The following is a 20,956-nucleotide window of genomic DNA, read 5'->3' as shown; positions in this document are numbered from 1 at the left end:
GGATCAGTTATATTTGTCCAGAAAGGATTTTACAATGTCAAAATAAGCCTCCCCGGCTTCCAGGTTGAGGTTATGGGAGGCGTCCGGTATAATGTGCAGCTCCTTTTTATCTTCCGGCACCTTTTTAAGGGCAGCGTAGATTTTGTTGGCCTGTTTTAAACCTATGGCATAATCATATTCGCCCTGAACAACGAGGACAGGTTTAGTTATTACCCCGATTTCATCAATGATACTCAGGTGATTGTATTCAGGCGTATTCCGGAATACCCGGTTCACATATTCGAATTTTTGCATGACCGTATCAAATTCAGTTTTGGTGTAATGGGCCCTCTCGTAATACCCGGAAGTTTTTCCGAGTTCTACCGCTTCTTTCCTTGCCTCCTCATTGGCCCAGTAGACATTGAAACCCAGTGCTTCCGGAAATGTGTGCTTCAGGAGATTTACATCCTCAAAAAGCTGGTCAAAATTACTTTGTTCTATTTCCTGTAGTCTGGAGAGAATTTTCCTGTAACGATCTTGTTCTTCCGGATCATCCGATTTCTTCAGCAGTTCTTCGGCAAGCTCCCTTTCATGTTCGACAAGAGCAAGAATGGGATATACCCCATCTGCCTTTCCACTAACGCAGGTAAAGGTATTTATTTTCCCCTGGTGTTTTATCATATACAATAATCCGAGAGTACCGCCCCAGGAAGAACCGATGAGGTTGACAGGCCGGTTTTTGTACTTATTCTTTAAATGATCTACCACTCCATCCAGGTCCTCCACAAACTGCCCCATGTTCAGCATGGTAGAGTCCTTTTCCACATCCGATTTACCGCTTCCCCTTTGGTCCAGGTACGCAATCAGGTAATCGTCTTCCAGGTACATACGATTGAACTCATGGTCAAATCCTGAAAAAGCGCCCGGACCACCGTGCAAATTGATCAGGAGTGGTCCGTCGGCATTTCCTATCAAGCGAACATATAAATTTGATTGTTTAACGGGAATCTTAAATTCCGTATCCGTTTTGGTCTTTGTATCCGAACAGCCCGATAGGACGGACATAAATAAAAATAAAAAAAGAACAGGCAGGGGCAGTTTTGTTTTAAGTATCATAGAAGTACCTTTTTAATAATCTTTTTTTGTAAAATATGGATAATCAGGTACTAATGTACTTAATTTAGATTAAAAGCCGTTATTCTGGATCTAAACCGATTGTTAACTTACAATACAGCTTTTTCTGCCAATCATTGATCATCTTTCTGCCGGGAGCATAAACTATCTGCGGATATTGTTGTTCCGGGCATAGATGCAAAAGTAAAACAGGCTGAACAGGGAAATAAATACATGGTCCATAATCGTATGGATTTTGTTATTTCTAAGATGGGGTGCATGAATTCTGAAAAAGTTATTTTTTGAGTTCAAAAGGACTTGCCGGTAAACCGTTTTCCGAGTACAGGTTGGCCGTAGCCGGATTATTTGCCCAGGCGTATCTCACTACTACCGGATTAGAAATCGCATCGTTCCATACCTTTAGGGTATTTTTACCGGTTATTTCGGCCTTTGCCCAAACAAAGTTTTTCCCATCTGCAGAAATAGCGAAATACTCCGGGGCTTTGCCGTTACGGGTCACTAAACCTTTCCCCGCATGATCAAACGTAACAATTACATGGCCCTTTTTGAAATTTGCTTTCGCCGGAACAGGTCCCGAAGCTGTTGTCGTCTTTTCGCCATAAGCTATCTTTCCGGCCAGCAATGCCAGGCGTTTGCCGACATCTTTTTTGTTAAGAGGATGAATGTCGTTCCATTCCCCCAGATCGGTAATAACAGCCATTCCAGTATTCGGAACGGATAAGGTATTCAATTGTGCCTGTCGTAATGCCGCCCAGTTACTTTCTACCGGGGTATCGGTTTCTTCCATAAAGTTTGCCAGTTGAACATAGAGGAAAGGAAAATCGCCCTGTTTCCATGCTTCTCTCCAGTTTTTTATCATGGCAGGGAAGGTTTTATTGTATCCTTCCGGGTTTCCGGTGTTGGATTCCCCCTGGTACCAGATGACCCCTTTTATGGAATAATGGAACAAGGGAGCTATCATTTTATTGTATAATCCCCCCGGCTTCCAGCGTATAAAAGTTTGTCCCGGTGCACGGGGCATGGTGGTACCTGCCCGATATTTCCACGTACCCTTCAGATCTATGGTATCACCGGGAACAGCAAGGTAATACGGTTTATCCGGAGCAAAACCACCGTTCCCCGCATTACATACTACCCGGACCGTTATAGTATTTTTACCCGCTTTAAGTACACTGGCCCCGACATCGTATTTCCGCGGCGGGTACTGATAACCTGTAGTCCCCACCTGTTCCCCGTTGACATAAGCATAATCCTGGTCTATAATACGCCCGAGAGATAATCTTGCAGGTTTACCCGTCATATTTTCCGGAATATCCACCGTTTTACGGAACCAGACAGAGCCTATGTGATTCCCTACGGGACCTTCTTTCCAGTACCCGGGAATCTCCGTGGTGTTCCAGTCCTGGTCTTCCGTTTCCGGGCTGCTCCAGGCGTTGTTTTCTGTAAGTCCCGGATCTTTGGCATTCAGGGTCCGGTACCAGTCGGCGACGCGGGTACTGTCTTCCGTCTCTATTTTTTTAATAAGGGCATCATCCTTAAATTTTTGAAGTTCTTCATAGGCATAGGGAAATTCTTTCAGGGTTTCTTCACTCATCCAGGCCTCTATGGGTGAACCTCCGAGGGCAGCATTGATAAGCCCTATGGGAACCTGGTATTGCTCATATAATTCCAATGCGAAAAAATAAGCTACGGCAGAAAAGCCGAGAATAGTTTCCGGGGTGGCACTTTGCCATTCGCCATCTTCCAGGTCTTTATTCTCCTTTTTAAAATCGTATAGATCCGGCACCAGGAATTGTCGTATATCCGGATTTTCAGCTTCCCAGACGATTTCTGCATATTTTTCGCGGACCCTTGTCATAGAGAGCTCCATATTGGATTGTCCCGAGCAGATCCACACATCCCCGAATACGATGTTTTGTACCGTTATCCGGTTGCTTGCTTCAAATTCCATGTTATAGGGACCGCCCGCTTTCTGTGCAGGCAGGGGGATATGCCATTCCCCGTTATTATCCGCTTTAACCCCATAAGTAGCCCCGCGGAACGTAAGTTTTACGGATTCACCCGGAGAAGCCCATCCCCAGACTTTTATTTCCTTATCCCGTTGCAGTACCATATGATCGCTGATAAGGCGGGGAAGCCGAATTTGTGCGGATATGCTTACCGGGAATTGTATGAGTAAAAAAAGAATACCGAATATGCTGGACTTATTCATGGGTGGGTTGGTTTTTAAGAACTATGTAATTGTTGAATTCTATATATAAATTTATCTTCTTATAGTCTATATGACTACTAAAATACATTTTTTTTGAAGAATAATATTAGATTTGAACCGGAAGATTTCTGTTTTTCACAAAAAAGAAGGGGGATTTTTATAGTCTGATCAAATCCGGGAAGAGGTTTTAACCGGAGGGATATCCCGTAAAATGCTCAATACACAGGTTTGTAACCGGAAGTTCCGGGCAGGGAGATTTGCAGAGATTAAAGAAAAGAAGATAACGGAAACAGGGATTTTCGGGATTTGAGATACGAATAAATATTTTTTATATGAGATCAAATCCGGAGATCATCCCTCGGTCATTCCGTTGAGATTTCATAAAAAAGTCCAGGACCGTCGCAATCCTGCCAGTTGTTCAGCAAAGTATTTTCTTTGGTATTCAGCCGAAGAAATTCTTTGTTGTCCGCAGAGCACGTCCCGATTATAGAATTGCTGTCATCCGGGAAGGTAAGGGATATCCCTGTCTGAACATCGTCCTGTACCATAACAAATGTTCCCTCACCGGTCAAGGTATCATTATCTGTTACCCTGGTTTTTACAAAAGTATCATCTTCATTCAGTATATATGTTTCCTGCCACTGCATGTCTTCTCCCGTAGTTACGGAATCCTGTCCAAAAGAGCCCGTCATCTGAAATAATTTCCATTCCTGCGGATAAGGTCTGTTAAGGAGTGGGTTGTCTACTCCGGAACTGTCATCGTCATCATTCGAACAGGAAAAAAACAAAAAGGCTAAAAACACAAAATATGGGATACGAAAGTTCATGGCTTATACTACTTTTAGTGATTAAAATAATGCAGGTGAGTTGGAAAGGTGGCCATGTTCTAACAAATATCGGGCTTTTTTACCTTTTAAGTAAGAAAAAGCAGCAAAAACTGGAAGCGTATCCGGAATTATGTTTTATTTGTACCCTTATTTCCGAATAATGGGGCCGGGGGTATGATGGCGCACCCTTGTATCTTATGGAAAGTAATTGGTACATCCGGTAGAAGCCATTACAAATTTAATATTATAAACAGGATTTCACTATAAACCACCAAAACCACAACAATGAAAAAAATCTGCCTATGTATTGCCATGGGATTCACCATGCTGCAATCATGTACAACCGCAACAAAAGAAAAAGGGCACTCTATACAAGGAACCTGGAAACTCGTTTCCGGAACTACCATTCAAGATAAAGACACCGTGCATACTGATTATACCAGGGATCAGGAAATGATCAAAATCATCAATGCTACACACTTTGCCTTTTTACGGCACGATCTGAACGACGGGAAGGACAGTAGTGCAGTCTTCGTAGCAGGGGGAGGGAAGTACACCCTCAAAGGAAATAAGTACACCGAACACCTGGAATACTTTAATGTCAGGGAATGGGAGGGAAACAGCTTCGAACTTGAATACGAAATCAAGGGAGATACCCTGACCACTAAGGGAATCGAAAAAGTCGAAGCCTTAGGAGTAAACCATATAAATATTGAAAAATACATAAGAGTACCATAACATAAAACCTACCCGTTTTTAGTCATATACAAAACAGTTTTATGCGCAAACCAGTGGACAAACCGTACCTTGTTTTCTGGTGGATGATTCCGGTAATCATGGGCCTCGGGTTTCTCCATCCTCAGGAAACAGTAGATATAAATATCTATGACACCTATTGCGTCATAGCATATTTATACCTGGCTATGCTAATTTCGTTTCTGTTTGCTATTATAGGTCTGGGATACTGGGCAGTGTGGAAATGGCAAAGGAGACTATTCCGCTGGCTGAGTTTCATTCACATGGCATTTACCATCGGAGGTACTGTTTTTCTTTATATTTTGCAGTTCGTGGATTCGGGTTTACCCAAAGAAGATGTCTTTGCATATATGAGATACATGAATTGGATAAATACCATTTCCCTGCTTTTGATTTTCGGCATACTGCTGTCACAATTAGGTTATTTGATAAATATCTTATGGGCATGGTTACGGAAACCCTCTGGTGAACGAGAATAAAAATATATTTTCCCCACTGGTACCCGTTTACAAAGCATCTGAAAAACTTCCCAGAAAAATATCCCCATACCTTTTCGCTCAAAAGGAAATAATTATATTTACTTCTCCCGAACAGGGAATTTTCAAAATACACCAAAGCCAATGAAACACATACTTCCCCTGTTTTTCCTTATTCTTTCCCTTATGGGCAATATCGTTTCTTCCCAAAACGCAGAGGAAATTCGTGAATATCTTCAAAATAAAATGCAGGAGCACGAGATTCCGGGGTTACAGCTTGCCGTAGTCAAAAACAATGAAATCGTATTTTCGGAAGCATTAGGGTTGGCCAATCTCCCTTTTTCCGTGACTGCTATGAAAAGCACCATTTTTTCTATTAATTCCGTAGGCAAGGTCTTTACATCAACCGCTATAATGCAATTAGCGGAACAGGGCAAACTTCAATTGTCAGATCCCGTATCCCGACACCTTAAGGACCTTCCCGGTGACTGGAAAGACATAACCGTAAAACAATTGCTGAGCCATACCTCCGGCCTTCCCGATGTCGAAGCACCGAACGGTCTTATAGGCGGTAAGGACATGGATACTGCATGGACGATGTTGAAAAAACTCCCTTTGAAAAGCAATCCCGGAGAAAAGTTCGACTATATAAGTACCAATTATCTCTTGCTGGGTAAGGTTATAGAAAAGTGCAGCGATATACCTTTCGGGCAATTTATTCAGGAAAATCAATGGGACGTCGCCGGGATGTTTGCCACCGTTTACAGTAATTCTTCCGATGTTATAGAAAACAAGAGCCCTACATATTCCTATTACTACCAGGACAAAGTCTCGGGCGAGTATAAGAAAGGAGATCGTTTACAAGAACTACACGAAGAATTCCCCCTCGCCTTAAGAACAGATTCCGGCGTGTTCTCCAATGCCGGGGAAATGGCGCAATGGATCATAGCCCTGCAAACAGGAAAACTGTTGAAAAACAAGGAGACTATAAAAACCATGTGGCAGCCGGTGCCCCTGAATAATGGTGAGTATGGCGGATTCGGAGGTATTTTTACGGCTTATGGACTGGGATGGCCCGTGGTACAAAGAGAAAAACATCCGGCAGTTGTCCCCCTGGGCGGAGGACGGGCTTCATTCTTTATCTACCCTGACGACGACCTGGCTATCGTTTTACTCACCAACCTCATGAGAAACGGTTCCTATAAAATTATTGAGGACGTAGCCGGTTTTTATTTAGAGGATTAAAGTACTTCGTATACAAAGCATTGGCAAAGCTCTTCAAAAAAGGCTTCCGTAACATTTTTTTGAATAATTCGTCATGGAGGTAAATGACTATGATGATAAAACTATCTATTTTTTGTACCTTCCTTATATTATCTGTTTTTCTTTGTCCCGGGACTTCTTTTGCACAACAAATGACAATAGAGCCTTTCCCTTTTATTTTTACAGAAAACGATACAATAATAGCAGAAAGAGGAATATATAGGGCAACCGAAAATGATGAAGTTTCCACAGATTTCTTACCACCCACTTTTATACGATTTGGCAGTATAGACCCCGTTCCTGGAAAATTGATTCTTTACATGCATCCGGATATTGATCGTTTTATCAGGGAAAGCCGTAAGAGTAAAAGGTTCATGTACTTCTTGAAGAATCAGCAAGTAGCAGATTTTATTGTGGTTAACATACATGTACAGGACATAAACACTCTTGTCAATGATTTATATATGACGGAAGAAGGGATTTCTAGTGATAAGGCTGATAACCTTTGGAGAGCAAGACCATCAAAAATAAAAGAGATTGAATGTAAGCCCATTGTTTATGATCCTTTTTCATCAGTATATTGCCACGTGGGAAACAGCGTTAATCATATTTTGAAGCTTTATAAAATAACATATGGAAGATAATTCAAGTTTAAAAAGTACCTTAAGACAACATGATGTGAAAAATAATTTTGACCAGTACTCAAGCATTGATCTATTTATTTGAAAAGCAGTCAAAATATTGGTAAATTGAACTCATAAACCGGGGAATGTGAAATACTGAGCCAAATGAAGAGTACAATTAGCCTTAAAAACAGCATAATAATATTTGGAATACCGGCATTGCTCGTTACAACAGTTATATGCATAGCCACAACATACGAATATAAACCATATCCTGATAGTCTTGCCATAGGCATAACGTTGGATTTGTTACGTAACCATTCCAGTATTGTATTTTTTGTTGATCAGGAAAACCAGGATATCCAATAAAACGGTATTTCCGGTATTGGTGTTGGGTCTTGTTATTGGGTCCGCAATTTTACCTTCGGAAAACCAACAATACCTCAACTTCTTTAAAAGATGGATTTTCCCGGTTTTGGAATTGACTATGATATCATTCGTGGTATATAAAATTTCAAAAACAGTAAAACAATATAAATTAAACAAGGAAAAATCATCTGACTTTTTTACTGCTCTGAAAATCACCTGCTATGAAATACTTCCGAAAGCGGCAGCAATACCTTTAATCACCGAAATAGCAGTCTTTTATTATGGATTTTTACATTGGAAGAAAAGACCATTGAAAGAAAATGAATTCTCGTATCATAAAGAAAGTGGCTCAGTGGCATTACTATCCGTAGTATTATTTATGATTGTTATAGAAACTATGGTATTACACATACTATTGGTCCAGTGGAGTGAGGTATTAGCATGGAGTCTCACTTTTGTAAGCATATATTCTTCTTTTCAGATTTTCGGATTTTTAAGATCCATGTCCAAAAGACCTATATCCATTCAGAACCGCCGGTTATATCTTCGGTATGGAATTATGAATGAAGCAATCATAGACATTGCAGAAATCCAATCCATAGAAATATCTTCAAAAGATATTGATACGGATGAAGAAACCCGGAAGTTTACTTTCTTAGGAGACCTGGAGGGTCATAACATAATTATACGTTTAAGGAAAGAAAATACTTTAACAGGGCTTTACGGAATAAAAAGAAAATTTAAAGTACTGGCACTCCATGTGGATCAGAAGGAGATGTTCTATAACCGAATTAATGATGTTTTACAACAAGATAAATAAAGATCAGGCAATCACGGCACCCCTTTGTAACAGGAGCCCACCATACAAAGCATTGGCAACACCCCTCAAAAAGACTTCCCTAAAAAAAATAAATCCCTAAATTTGGATAAACAAAATCCGTCAGAATGATCTCCAAAGAAACCCTTTCCTTTTTAAAAGAACTTAAAAACAATAACAACCGCGATTGGTTCAACGAAAATAAAAAACGGTTCAAGACCGCAGAAGCAGAGGTAAAAAGTGCCGCCAATACCCTTTTCGAAATAATGAAAACGCACGATGCCGTAGACAATGTAAAACTATTCAGAATATACAGGGATGTACGCTTTTCGGGTAACAAAGAACCTTACAAAACCCATTTCGGAATTACTTTCCACAGGCAAAAGCCCGAATATCGGGGTGGGTATTACCTGCATATAGAACCCGGAAGCTCCTTTATAGCCACAGGCTTCTGGAACCCGGAGAAACAGGACCTCAACCGCATTCGTAAAGAATTTGAAACAGACGACTCCGAAATGCGGGAAATTATAAACGACAAAACCCTGCAATCCGTTTGGGGCGGGCTCAAGGGAGACGAAGTAAAATCAGCTCCCAAAGGCTTTAACAAAGAACACCAGGCCATAGACCTCATTAAGAAAAAGCAGTACATCTTCACTAAAAACTTTACCGATAAAGAAGTATTGAGCAAAAACTTCCTCGAAGAAGCAGATAAGTCCTTCCGCACCATACGTCCCTATTTCGATTATATGAGCGACGTACTTACCACCGATTTAAACGGAGTTTCGTTGCTTTAGATGATAAAAATAGAGCAAAATTTAAGCGGAGGATAATAAAAACGAGACAACATTAATTTCTCCGCTTTACTAAAATTTTAAACTACCTCACACACTGCAAATGTTCCATCCTTTTCCCCGACAGGGTCTTTTCTCCGACGACAGCAAAGCCCATTTTCAGGTATAGTTTTTTAGCTTTCGGGTTGTCTTTATCTACCAATAACCCTAATACCTGACCTTGCTTTAACATATATTCCGCAATCAGAAATTCCAGTATCCCGGACCCGATTCCCTTACCCTGCATAGCCGGGTTTACACCAATACAATCTATATAAAACTCGCCCGGCTGTGTTTCCTTTTCCATAGTCAAATCCCGGCCAAACCTCAGCTTTACCTCATCGGCAACAGGCTTTCGCAGCGTGTCCAGCAATGCCCCGTCATAAACGATGGCTACCCCTGTTATTTCACCCGCATCTTCCGCTATCCAGCAATTTTCATAAGAGTACTGGTTGCCCTTCCTGCCTACCAGGTTTTCCAGGAAACCGGTAGCCTTGTCCGCATTCCTCTCCCCGATAATATTATACGTAATGTCTTCCATAGCCAACATAATATAAGCAGCTATAACCTCAGAATCCTCTTTCTTTCCTTTCCGGATGACCATTGCCTTTTGCGGTTAGATGTTTGTGCAAAGGTAACCATGTTTCCTCGTCAGGATAAGCGGATTCCATCGTTTTCTGCCCCCATCAGATAATAGGGTATAAGTAAGGAGAACCAAAACTATTTATTTGAAAATTAATAAAATGGTGGTAAATTGTTTGCCGCATGTATCTTTTTAATCCTTTAAGATCATGCCTCGTTAAGAAACTCCCAATGCTAAAAAGTACAATAATACCATTTATCTTTACCCTACTATATATAAGCTGTGTCCCTGGGGGAAAAGAGACAATTAAAAACCTCAAAAATGTAGAGGTCCCGCCCGATTCTCTAAACACTTTTATCCGGGCCAGGATGCACGATTGGAACATACCGGGACTCTCCATTGCCGTAATAAACAACAGTGAAGTAGTTTACCATCAAACATTCGGGTATGCCGATCTCGAAAAACAACTGCCGATCACCGAAACAACCATTTTTGAAGGCGCATCCATATCAAAATCCGTTTTTGCCTTTTTTGTAATGCAATATGTAGAAGAAGGTAAACTGGATTTGGATAAGCCTTTGTACGAATATTTACCCTATCCCGATATTGCTTATGACGAGAGATACAAAAAAATAACAGCCAGGATGGTCCTAAGCCACAGGTCCGGCTTCCCGAACTGGAGAGAAAACGAAGAAGACAAAAAACTCAAAATCAAGTTTGAACCCGGCACCGATTACGAATATTCCGGGGAAGGATATCAATACCTGGCAATGGTTTTAAAACACATAGAAGGTACAGACTGGAATGACCTGGAAAAAGCTTTTCAGGATAAGGTGGCTAAACCCATAGGAATGAAGCATACCGTTTTTATCCAAACCCCATACACCAGGAAACATAAAGCCGAACCCTATGACGGAGAAGGCAAACCAATCGATTGGAAAAACAACTATTGGTATAAAAAAGACGATGGCAGGTTTGTAGCCCCTGCTTCCATACACACGGAACCCCTGGATTTTTCCAAGTGGATGATAGCCGTAATGAACAGAAAAGTGCTTTCCGGAACCAGCTATGAAGAATTGTTTAAGCACCATTCCCTGACATCCACTTCCGGAATAAATGTTTACTACACCCTGGGTTTTGTAACCGCCGACGAACCCTATAACAACACCTATTTTCACAGTGGTAATAACGATGGGTTTACCTGCTGGTATCTCATGGATGTAGATAAAAAATGGGGATACGTACTGTTTACAAACTCGACATACGGAGAAAAACTCGGCAATGCGTTATGGGACTATTTGGAAAAAGAAGAATATTAAATGTATTTTACAAAAATGATGCTTGAAAAAATGGATCAAGGAGATTTTTCCGAGATAAAAACAAAACGCCTTTTGTTAAGACGATTAGAACAATCCGATTGGGAAATAATCTCCTACCTGCGTACAGACAAAACGATAAACAGATTTGTGAAAAGACCAAAAGCCGAATCCAAAGAAAAAGCACTCGAATTCATAGAAAAAATTAACTTTGGAACAGACCATAAGACTTTTTACTATTGGTGTATATCCATAAAAGGAGACCCGACAATGATGGGGAGCATCTGCCTGTGGAATTTTTCAAAAGACAGAAAAACAGCAGAAGTCGGATACGATTTAAGTCCCGAATTCCAGGGAAAAGGTTTTATGAGTGAAGCCTTGAAAAGTATCATTGAATTTGCCTTTAACAACCTGGGTGTTGAGGTGATTGAGGCCTATACACACAGAAAGAATAACAGTTCTAAAACACTATTGGAAAGAAACAACTTCAAGTGTATTCCCGGTAAAACGGATAAAAACAATGAAGACAATGTAATATTTGAAATAAGAATTGGTAGATCATAACTACTAAAAACACAATATAAAATGGCCCGCGAAAAACTGGACAATTACTATTTGAACAAAGACGAACCCAACAAAAGCTGTTTGCTTACCCTGCGTAGTATTATTCTGAAGCAGGACGAAAACATAACCGAAACCCAAAAATGGGGGATGCCTTGCTTCTGCTATAAAAATAAGATGTTTTGCTACCTGTGGACAGACAAAAAAACAAACGAACCATACATTTTAATGGTAGAAGGGAAATACCTTAACCACGCAGAACTGGAAGAAGGCAACCGTTCCCGTATGAAGATCTTCAGAATAAATCCCGGTAAAGACCTACCAATGAAAACCATACAGTTATTACTGAACGACGCCCTGGATTTATACAGAAACGGAACCATTAAGATCAAATGAATACCTGAAAAAGCCTTTAAAATGAAAAACAATACATCCATCCGCAGGATCGTACCCAACATATATTCCGATAACCTCGAAAAGAGCAAACAGTTTTATACCCGATTCCTGGAAATGGAACTGGTTATGGACATGGGCTGGATACTCACCTTTGCCTCTAAAGAAAATCCTACGGCACAGATATCCGTTTTTGAGAATACCAAAAAAGAAACGCTGAACAACACCGCCATATTCCTGTCTATAGAAGTATCCGATGTAGATCAACTCTATGAAAGAGCGAAAAACCAGGGATGGGAAATCGTATATCCCATTACCGACGAACCCTGGGGCGTAAGGCGTTTTTTCGTAAAAGACCCCAACGGAGCAACTATAAATATCTTAGAGCATTTATAAAACTTGTCAAAAACTTTGGTGTTCGTTTGCAAGGCCCATTAAAGGGAGACTGTCGCAAGTCTCCCGACCTATGACACTCTTTACCTGGCCGCCTATACAAAAACTATTTGTTTGAAAATTAATGAAATGGTGGTAAATTAGCATTGTTCAGAATTTCGATCTAAAAGATAGAAAACAAGTAAAAATCCAATGCGGGAAGATAATATGGTAAGATTCCGCAGGCAAACAAGTCACCATATATAACGAAAAAATGAGAGTACAAAAAATCATATTAACAATCCTGATTTTAGGGCTTATCGGTTGTTCTAAAAAAGAGAAAAGGATAACCATAAATGGAAAAATCGATGGAAAGTATCCTGAAAAAGTTGAATACATACCCCCAATTGATGGAAAATGGTTTTACGGAGGCAAAAAATCCATAACGACTGATTCTGTCGGGGCGTTTCAAATAAAAATGGATATAGAGAAACCATTATTTGTAACCATATATGTTCCGGGAAAAGCAGGTGGTGTTTTGCTGGTCGAACCCGGCATGACCTATGATCTGAAAATTGAATTAGAAAAAAATCTAAAAAAATTCCGGATCATGTCCAAAGACAGTATAGCCCAAAACTTATACAATACTTTACCAAGTCCTGAATTTTTTATGTTGGGTTTGAATGAATTTTATAAGGATTCAATTCCCTCGGAAATATCCGCAAGAATAGAGACATTTAAAGAAAATGAGATGGCCAGGTTCAATACATTGTTGGAAACAAATGAAATTTCAAAAGACTTTTATGAATTGGCAATATTAGACAGAAAAGTCTATTATTCTGCCTTGGAAGCTGGCGCTGCTGCAATATTGTTGCGAAAGCTTCTCACTACAGAAGATACAAAAAGAACAGAGGAACTTAAGAATTTTTGGAACGAAAAAATCGGAATGTCAAAACTAAGCGGGTTAGATTATGCCCGCTCCCCCTGGTTTTATGCTTTAGTCTATAATTCCCTATGGTATAACCGATACGCATCAGAAAAACCCGATTCCGATGGTATGATAAAAATGTATGAAACAGACAAAAGACTAAAATACAATATTGACGAACCCAAAAAATATCTTAAAGGAAAAGAACTTGAATATTATTTAGCTTCGTATATATTCTTAGAAAGCTGGCAGACAAAAGACAACTCCAAAGAACCAGTTGAAATGTACGAAAATTTCAAAAATGAATATCCCGATAGCCCTTATAATACAAATCTCGCTTCAGCCGTAAAGCCGATTATCAACTTCCACAAAAAACTGGAAAATACACCACCCAATAAAAAAGTACACATTATCAAAAACTATGAAAACGTTAACACATTCGATGAGCTAATAAAAAAACTTAAGGGCAAAAAAGTTTTCGTGGATATATGGGGCACGTGGTGCGGTCCTTGCAAAAAAGAATTTGAACATAAAGAAACGTTGGATGAACTATTGAAATCTAAAGAAATTACCGCACTTTATATATGTGAAGGAAGGAACAGTAAGGAAAAGGTGTGGAAAGAAATGATAAAATTTTACGATTTGGAAGGGCAACATATCCTGGCAAATGACAAACTGGTTGCAAACATAATCGATAAGTTTGGGAACTACGGTCGTTTCGCTTACCCTCGATATTTATTGGTGGATGAAAATGGAAAAGTAGTTAATCAGCATGCCAGCTATCCATCAAAAACGAAGCAATTGGAAAAGGAAATAAATGATAATTACATCTGGTAAAATGGAATAGCCATAATATCCTCCGGCGTTTGTTTGCAACGAGTGCTTATCGTCCCAGAATTTGTAATCCTTCATGAGAAGGAAACTTGTCACACTCTTCACCTGGCGGCTTATACAAAAACTATTATTTGAAAGTTATTGAAATGGTGGTAAATTGATAGCATTAAGAATCCTTACCCTTTACCAGAAACTAAAAAGCGGAAAAACGATTGTAGATTTGGCGTAAAGAATCACATTGGTTGCATAATAAGATAAAAACTAATAGCTTTATATACTTTTAATAATTAAGGAAATAGTATGAAAATAATAACAACCATACTTTGTCTCCCTGTTACGGATCTTCAAAAGACACTTGATTTCTATAAGGAAGTTTTTGGTTTTAATGATGCACAAATTGATGATGATATGCTGGCACTTGAACTTCCGAATCTCTCTCTTTTTCTTATGACACAAGAGAGCTATGAGTCGTATACCAGGAAAGCGAACCGCGATGCTCTCATGCCTGGAATCTCTGCACCGGCTGTCATAAGTTGTGCAGTCAAAACTAAAGAAGATGTAGACCAGGCGCTCAGTAAGACTGAGACGTATGGAGGCTCTTCCGCAGGGCCGGCGGAAATTGATTCTGTATCGGGAGGATATATCGGGTATTTCACCGATCCGGACGGACATCTTTGGGAGCTTGTATGCCCCCATCAAAAATAATTTAGGCGTATGTAATCAGCTGCACTAAAGCCTGTGGTGTTCCTTGCAACGCCCATTCCCTCTGTTGTGGCAAGCACCCGTACCGGACATTTTTGGAACTGGCATTTTCCTGTTTTTTCCATGATTCCATCATCTTATTTTTTTAACATTTTTAATTATCTTTAGAGAGATGAAAATAAAACCAATCCAAGTTGAAAAATGCTAAAAATGTATTTCATAGAATAAGCTACCTTCAATACCTGTTGTATGCGATAGCGCTGTTTTTTCTACTGAAAATTTATTACGATATTTTTTTTGTAGAAGATAAGGACTCCGTTTTCAGTGATGTAAATAAGGGCCTGATGTTTCTCGGTCTCGGAATTAGTTTCTGTTCTTTGCAGGATACCGGTAAAACCCAGAATAATTTTTCCAAACGGATATGGGAAAGTTCCAAAAAAGGTAAAGTGGCATTAATCGTTCTGTCCCTGGAAGTATTATTTTTTCTCCTGTTAGGGCTGTCCGGACTATTTATTTCAAAAAATGAACTTTTACAGGAAGTATCTATGGGGCTTATTGTTTTAGGTATAGGAATGATAGGAATTTTAAAAGTTGCTATAGAAATGCATGAAAATCACCGGAAGTCTTAAAAAAATCGTCGCATATATGCCTGTCACACCCGGTGTTTGCAACGCCCATTAGACCGGGAGCCTTCCTGCCCTGTATATACCCCTTATAACAAACCCCTTTTCACTCGTTTGGATAGAGTAGAAAAAAGCGATAATAGAAGAACAAACCGATGCCGAAAATGATAAATAGTGAACTTGCCGGGATTAAAAAAATGATTTATGACAAATGTGCACTTCAGGTTTCCGGATTTAAAACCGAACCGGAAAGTAAAGACTACGAAGCCTGCCAATTTCAACTTAACGGGCTGAATATTATCTGCAGAAACGCAAAAATAACACCTAAAAAAGCCGGGCAGTTTGTAACATTCTGGAAACGGAACGGAAAGGGCCCGATTGAACCATTTCATGAAACAGATTCCATGGATTTCTATGTCGTAAACGTTCAAACCACAAACCAGCTGGGGCAATTTGTATTCCCCAAATCCGTGCTTATCAAAAAAGGAATAATTTCAACTGACAAAAAAGAAGGGAAAAGAGCCTTTAGAGTTTATCCCTCCTGGGATGTTACCAACAACAAACAAGCAGAACAAACCCAAAAATGGCAACGCAACTATTTTTATGAGATCAACAATTCAACAGATCTGAAACGAGTAATAGAACTATATAAAAATAAATAAGACAGCAAAGATTCCCCCCGGCCATCACAAGTTTCGCGGCTTATGCACGCTTCATCTGCTTATACAATAACTATTATTTAAAAGTTATTGAAAAGATGGTAAATTAATGACATTAAGTATTTTTGTGTCTTCATCTGAAAAAAACTAAGAATGAGACCAGAAGAAATAAAAGATTACATTACCGAAAACTTTGAAGGGATTCATATTATGAAGTCAGGCGGGGACACCTTTTTTATGCCTGGTAAGAGCGCTAAAATGCCATTTGCAACAATAATTACATCCGATAACGAATATGACAACGTATCCGATTTGGACCGGGATGGATTTTATCGCTTCAACCTAGGTATTGACAAAAAACAATATGAAACCCTGTTTAAAGATATCCCGAAGAAAAAAGGAGTCGGCGCCTATTTGGATTCAGACATAGATTTTACCGAAGAAGATAAGATATTACCACATCCCGTATATAGCTCTATGTATTGGGTTTGCGTTGTTAACCCGTCTAAAAAGACATTTGAATCTTTAAAAGAATATCTGGCTATAGCTTATAATAAAGTATCAAAATAATTGTAATGTTTCCCCCTGGTGTTCGTTTGCAATGGGTGCCTATTTTCCCCGGGCACTCCCTGAAAACCTCTATTATTTCTTGTAAATATCCATCTCAAAAACCTCCCAAAAGCCCCGATCGGGGCTTTTGTTAAGCAGTCATAAAATGTTGGATTTTATGGAGAAAGGAAGTATATTGTTGTAGGAAAACAGTCTGGCCCCTTTATTTTACCACGGTTTTAGCACAGTTCTTTCCTCGAAAAACACAAAAACATACCCATATGAAACCAACACTACGCAAACCTGCTTTAATACTTTTTCTTTCCGTGCTCTTAGCTTGTCAGAAAAACAAAGAAACCCCCGGGTTTTTGATAACAGGTACAATTAGCGATAACTACAAAGGCTATATTTACCTCGACTATAATAATACTGTAGACAGTGCCCTTGTAGAAAATGCTTCTTTCCGCTTTAAAGGAAAAGTCCCGCAACCACTCGAAGCCCATTTACTTCCCGGGTCACCAAAATCAGGAGAAGATATGACGGTATCCCCGTTTATGCTTGAAAACAGTACTATAAACATTGCACTTGAATATCGTAAGTTCCGGTACAACGGATCAGAAATAAAAGGATTTGATGTAGACAGCATCAGTGGTTCCACCAGCCAGGAACTAAAGGAAGATTTCGAAGCTAAAATGAAAAACACCTTTCATCAGGAAGAAAATGACAGCATAAGAGAAACCATACTTTATGAAAACCTTTCGGAGTTTATAAAAAACAATCCGCAATCGGTATTGAGCGGTATGAAACTTGCTTTCCTGAGCAATTTTTATGGGTACTTAAACAGTAACGAGTTACAGTATTTACAGGAACAAATGGATACGGCTTACCAGGATAAAAAGGATTTGAAAACCATTACAAATATCATTAAAAGGAGAAGGGTACTGGATGTAGGAAAAACCCCGCCTAAAATTATACTTCCCGATCCCGATGGAAAATTAGTGGATAGCGATTCCTTGCGGAGCAATTATGTTTTATATGAATTTTGGGCGTCCTGGTGTCGTCCATGCCGGCAAACGAACCCCGGTTTACGTAAAGTTTACAATGCTTTTCATAAAGACGGCTTTGATATCCTGGGTGTTTCCATAGATAAAGACCCGGACAAATGGAAAACCGCCATACAGGAAGATGAACTCCAATGGATACAAGTCATAGATTCCCTCAATGAGACAGATGAAAAATATCACCTCACTACCATACCGTACAACGTATTACTTGACAAGGAAGGCAAAATTATAGCGCGAAATGTTAAACCCGAACGGTTAAGAGACATCCTTACAGAGAAACTCCAATCAGGCATACAATAACTTACATAGCTATTCTCTCTCTGGCGCTCGTTTGCAACGAGTGCCCATCGTCCCCGGGCGTTTGCAACGCCCTTTTTAAAAAATATGATCCAAAAAAACTCCAATGATGTTCAGATCAATAACCCGTTCCATTTCACTTTTAGTCGTCGTATCCCTTTTTTCTTGCACTCAAAAAAACACTATTGAGGCACATATAGAGGGGCTTGGCAATGATACCATACTCATTGAATATGTTGATTTGTCCAAACCATTTATAGGAAAGCATAAAACGAATCTACGTTATACAAAGGATACGATTTTTGCTGAAAATGATAAGTTTATTTATAACAATAAAGTAAACAATCCGATAATAATGGAGATAACCCCTGTACATGGGGGATATAAAAAACCCGGTGGTGGTGAAAGAAGAGCCAGTACCAAAACAATTTTTTTACAGGTGTCCCCGGAAGACAAAATAAAAATAGAAGGTAAAGCCGAAAAGTATTATATAGATTACACAGTCAAAGGGTCCCGCATCAGTAGAGAATATAGTACCCTAAGGAAGGATAAGTTACCCTATATAATACAAAACGATAAAAATTATTTAATACGGGATACATTACGATTCCATAAAGCAAAAAAAACAGAAATCGAGAAAGTAACCAATGCCATCAGCAATACCCGTAAATTAATAAATGATATTGATCTCCGATATATTGAAAATAATCCCGATAAAGATATTTCCGTTTACCTGTCGCTCCATTACGGCAAATTACACCAAAACCATCAAAAGTTTACCCATGAGGTTCGTAATGGGGTATTTAAATCGTTCATTGACCATGAAATTGCCCGTGTAGAATATTTGGACCAAAAACAAAAAAGAAAAGAACAAGGAGAAATTTCAGAAGGTAAAAGGGCACCGGACTTTACATTAAAAAACATAGAAGGCAACCAGTTTAATCTCTACCGATCCAATGCGGAATACGTAGTATTAGACTTTTGGGGCAGTTGGTGCCTACCCTGTATACAAGGTTTTCCCCGGATGAAAGAATATTATAAAAAGTATAAAAGCCGCGTAGAATTCGTAGGGATTGCATGTAAGGATAAAGAAGATAGATGGATACGGGCAGTTCAACAACATGGTGTTCATATATGGACACAACTATTAAATGGAGCTGCCCCGGCTTCAGATGCCTCATTAAAATATGCAGTTCTGAACTATCCTACTAAAGTTATTATAGACAAAGAGAAAAAAATTATTGGAGTTTTCGAAGGAGAATCAGACGATTTCTATACTACATTAGATAAATTGATGAAATAAACAGGAATGACCGATCTTGATCCTCCCCGGGCTCGTTTGCTATGAGTGCCCGCCGTTCCCCACTTGTACAATGTAAAAAAACCGACAAAATGAGAAGATTTACTATATTTTTTATCTCTATTATTTTTCTTTCCGGTTGTAAAAAAGCAGAAAAATCAGAATGTATAGAATTGGATTTCATAAAAGAATATCCTCAACAAGTGGTAATTACAAGATTTTCCGAGAATTTTGTGGATGATTACGACACTATTCTTATAAACAAACCAGATGAACGAAAAATAAATTTATCCATTAAAAGGCCCCAATATCTATATCTTCAATTACAAGGTAAAGTACTTCAACTATATGTCCAACCCTCGGAACATTTAAAAATATCAAAAGAAAATAACAATTACGTTTTTGAAGGAACATCAAAACAAGAAAACGGATTTATGGAGGAGGTCCTATCCAGTGCAGACCTGAAAAGTAAAGCATGGAACTACAATAATCCCTTTGACGATTTCAAAAATCAGGTAGACGATTATTTTAAGACCAAAGATAAATTGTTGGCCGACTACATCACAGAAAAAGAAAACAAGCACTTTTATAACCTGCAATTAACAGAGAACAGAGCCTTTAAGAATATAGTATATCTGGATTATATAAACCGGAAAGACAGTTCCCAAAAAGACAGTCTGTTTTTTCAGTATTTTAATAAAGATTTAATCGATTTTCAAGCAATGAAACCGTATTTAGAGTCCTCCTTTTTAAAATCATTTTACGGAAAAATGGGTGTTGAGTACTTCCTGAAGAAAAAATATCGTGAAAAATTGAATGCGGTAAGAGAAGAGCAGGAACTTTATATTTTGCGAGCAAATATTATTTCGGAGTATTTTCCACAGCCCATAAAATCTATGTTAATTTATAACGACCTGAAATATTACCCATTAGAGTTTGAATATTTTCCCGATTCATTGAATTTAACGCCGCCGAGGGAGATGTTCAATAAATACAAAGCAGCATTAAATGAAGAAGCATACAATACATTAATGTTGCAGTATGATTTATCCCAAAACAAAAAGAAAGCCTATGCACAAGGAGCGGTTGTACCCGAGTTCACATTTAAAGATCAATCATGGAATGATTTCAAATTTGACGTAAACAATTTTAACAAAATGATTCTTTTAGACATCTGGGCAAGCTGGTGTAAACCCTGTATTGTCAAATTTCCGGAAGTTAAGGCCCTGGAGAATAAATATAAAGACCAATTAACTGTTATTTCGGTTTCAGTGGATGAAGATACCACAGGTTTTAAAGAAAACATTAAAAAACTAGATGTTCCCGGAAGCTTAAAATTATATGTTACCAATGGATTTCAAAGCTCCTTTGCAGAGCATTTTCAAATTAAAGCCATACCCAGGTACATATGGATAGACCGAAACGGAAAAATATTGAACGCCAATGCAAACCTTTCAGATGTAAGTAAATATTTAGAATAGATCCGTAA

23 protein-coding genes are annotated in these 20,956 nt (G+C 38.9%); 18 read left to right on the top strand and 5 right to left on the bottom strand.

The annotated features are described in order from the left end of the window. Positions 1-3 precede the first annotated feature (3 nt). The 3 genes from ACVBDU_RS17785 to ACVBDU_RS17775 all read right to left on the bottom strand — a co-directional run bounded on the left by ACVBDU_RS17785 (position 4) and on the right by ACVBDU_RS17775 (position 4,152). Entirely contained in the window at positions 4-1,095 is a 1,092-nt protein-coding gene (locus tag ACVBDU_RS17785; protein WP_447181074.1) for an alpha/beta fold hydrolase, read from the bottom strand. Positions 1,096-1,387: 292 nt separating this feature from the next. Next, a complete protein-coding gene (locus ACVBDU_RS17780; protein ID WP_447181073.1) occupies positions 1,388-3,325 on the bottom strand; it encodes a sialate O-acetylesterase in 1,938 nt (645 codons plus the stop codon). Between the two features lie 362 nt (positions 3,326-3,687). Continuing rightward, on the bottom strand, positions 3,688-4,152 hold the full coding sequence (locus tag ACVBDU_RS17775; RefSeq protein ID WP_447181072.1) for a hypothetical protein: 465 nt from the start codon (positions 4,150-4,152) through the stop codon (positions 3,688-3,690). Positions 4,153-4,437: 285 nt separating this feature from the next. Between ACVBDU_RS17775 and ACVBDU_RS17770 the strand changes: the two genes are divergently transcribed. The 6 genes from ACVBDU_RS17770 (at position 4,438) to ACVBDU_RS17745 (ending at position 9,250) form a co-directional block, all read left to right on the top strand. After that, complete coding sequence (locus ACVBDU_RS17770) at positions 4,438-4,890, top strand: lipocalin-like domain-containing protein (RefSeq protein ID WP_447181071.1); 453 nt, start codon at positions 4,438-4,440, stop codon at positions 4,888-4,890. A 41-nt stretch (positions 4,891-4,931) separates the two neighbouring features. Continuing rightward, the gene (locus tag ACVBDU_RS17765) at positions 4,932-5,387 is read left to right on the top strand and encodes a hypothetical protein (protein WP_447181070.1); all 456 of its coding nucleotides are present in this window, start codon (positions 4,932-4,934) and stop codon (positions 5,385-5,387) included. A gap of 141 nt (positions 5,388-5,528) precedes the next feature. Then, positions 5,529-6,629, top strand: a complete 1,101-nt coding sequence (locus ACVBDU_RS17760; protein WP_447181069.1) for a serine hydrolase domain-containing protein — start codon at positions 5,529-5,531, stop codon at positions 6,627-6,629. A 170-nt stretch (positions 6,630-6,799) separates the two neighbouring features. Next, positions 6,800-7,291 (top strand): hypothetical protein, encoded by a 492-nt coding sequence (locus ACVBDU_RS17755; RefSeq protein ID WP_447181068.1) that lies wholly within the window; start codon positions 6,800-6,802, stop codon positions 7,289-7,291. A gap of 466 nt (positions 7,292-7,757) precedes the next feature. Then, a complete protein-coding gene (locus ACVBDU_RS17750; RefSeq protein WP_447181067.1) occupies positions 7,758-8,459 on the top strand; it encodes a hypothetical protein in 702 nt (233 codons plus the stop codon). A 125-nt stretch (positions 8,460-8,584) separates the two neighbouring features. Continuing rightward, a complete protein-coding gene (locus ACVBDU_RS17745; protein ID WP_447181066.1) occupies positions 8,585-9,250 on the top strand; it encodes a DUF2461 domain-containing protein in 666 nt (221 codons plus the stop codon). An 82-nt stretch (positions 9,251-9,332) separates the two neighbouring features. On the opposite strand, the gene ACVBDU_RS17740 is transcribed toward ACVBDU_RS17745, so the two are convergent. Continuing rightward, entirely contained in the window at positions 9,333-9,890 is a 558-nt protein-coding gene (locus tag ACVBDU_RS17740) for a GNAT family N-acetyltransferase (protein WP_447181065.1), read from the bottom strand. Between the two features lie 209 nt (positions 9,891-10,099). On the opposite strand from ACVBDU_RS17740, the gene ACVBDU_RS17735 reads away from it, so the two are divergent. From ACVBDU_RS17735 to ACVBDU_RS17710, 6 genes are all read left to right on the top strand, one after another. After that, positions 10,100-11,188, top strand: a complete 1,089-nt coding sequence (locus ACVBDU_RS17735) for a serine hydrolase domain-containing protein (protein ID WP_447181064.1) — start codon at positions 10,100-10,102, stop codon at positions 11,186-11,188. After that, on the top strand, positions 11,189-11,749 hold the full coding sequence (locus ACVBDU_RS17730; protein ID WP_447181063.1) for a GNAT family N-acetyltransferase: 561 nt from the start codon (positions 11,189-11,191) through the stop codon (positions 11,747-11,749). A 21-nt stretch (positions 11,750-11,770) separates the two neighbouring features. Then, positions 11,771-12,142 (top strand): DUF1801 domain-containing protein, encoded by a 372-nt coding sequence (locus tag ACVBDU_RS17725; protein ID WP_447181062.1) that lies wholly within the window; start codon positions 11,771-11,773, stop codon positions 12,140-12,142. 21 nt (positions 12,143-12,163) lie between these two features. After that, positions 12,164-12,535: a VOC family protein gene (locus tag ACVBDU_RS17720; protein ID WP_447181061.1), complete on the top strand. Its 372-nt coding sequence runs from the start codon at positions 12,164-12,166 to the stop codon at positions 12,533-12,535. A gap of 250 nt (positions 12,536-12,785) precedes the next feature. Continuing rightward, positions 12,786-14,276, top strand: coding sequence for a TlpA family protein disulfide reductase (locus ACVBDU_RS17715; protein WP_447181060.1), 1,491 nt, complete (start codon positions 12,786-12,788; stop codon positions 14,274-14,276). 297 nt (positions 14,277-14,573) lie between these two features. Then, entirely contained in the window at positions 14,574-14,978 is a 405-nt protein-coding gene (locus ACVBDU_RS17710) for a VOC family protein (protein ID WP_447181059.1), read from the top strand. Between the two features lies 1 nt (position 14,979). Here the strand turns inward: ACVBDU_RS17710 and ACVBDU_RS17705 are convergent, their stop codons facing one another. Next, positions 14,980-15,111, bottom strand: a complete 132-nt coding sequence (locus ACVBDU_RS17705) for a hypothetical protein (RefSeq protein WP_447181058.1) — start codon at positions 15,109-15,111, stop codon at positions 14,980-14,982. A 58-nt stretch (positions 15,112-15,169) separates the two neighbouring features. Here ACVBDU_RS17705 and ACVBDU_RS17700 point away from each other — a divergent pair, with 58 nt between their 5' ends. The 6 genes from ACVBDU_RS17700 (at position 15,170) to ACVBDU_RS17675 (ending at position 20,948) form a co-directional block, all read left to right on the top strand. Next, a complete protein-coding gene (locus ACVBDU_RS17700) occupies positions 15,170-15,604 on the top strand; it encodes a hypothetical protein (RefSeq protein WP_447181057.1) in 435 nt (144 codons plus the stop codon). Between the two features lie 158 nt (positions 15,605-15,762). Beyond that, positions 15,763-16,260 carry a MepB family protein gene (locus ACVBDU_RS17695; protein WP_447181056.1) on the top strand — a complete coding sequence of 166 codons (498 nt, stop codon included), beginning with the start codon at positions 15,763-15,765 and terminating at the stop codon, positions 16,258-16,260. 150 nt (positions 16,261-16,410) lie between these two features. Beyond that, positions 16,411-16,827: a DUF6194 family protein gene (locus ACVBDU_RS17690; protein ID WP_447181055.1), complete on the top strand. Its 417-nt coding sequence runs from the start codon at positions 16,411-16,413 to the stop codon at positions 16,825-16,827. Between the two features lie 260 nt (positions 16,828-17,087). Continuing rightward, a complete protein-coding gene (locus ACVBDU_RS17685; protein ID WP_447181054.1) occupies positions 17,088-18,170 on the top strand; it encodes a redoxin domain-containing protein in 1,083 nt (360 codons plus the stop codon). A 352-nt stretch (positions 18,171-18,522) separates the two neighbouring features. Beyond that, positions 18,523-19,470: a TlpA family protein disulfide reductase gene (locus ACVBDU_RS17680; RefSeq protein ID WP_447181053.1), complete on the top strand. Its 948-nt coding sequence runs from the start codon at positions 18,523-18,525 to the stop codon at positions 19,468-19,470. 89 nt (positions 19,471-19,559) lie between these two features. After that, the gene (locus ACVBDU_RS17675) at positions 19,560-20,948 is read left to right on the top strand and encodes a TlpA family protein disulfide reductase (RefSeq protein ID WP_447181052.1); all 1,389 of its coding nucleotides are present in this window, start codon (positions 19,560-19,562) and stop codon (positions 20,946-20,948) included. Positions 20,949-20,956: the final 8 nt, after the last annotated feature.

The organism is Sinomicrobium endophyticum, from assembly GCF_052983315.1.
Note: the sequence above shows the minus strand (reverse complement) of the source record. Positions and strands in the feature narration are given on the sequence as shown.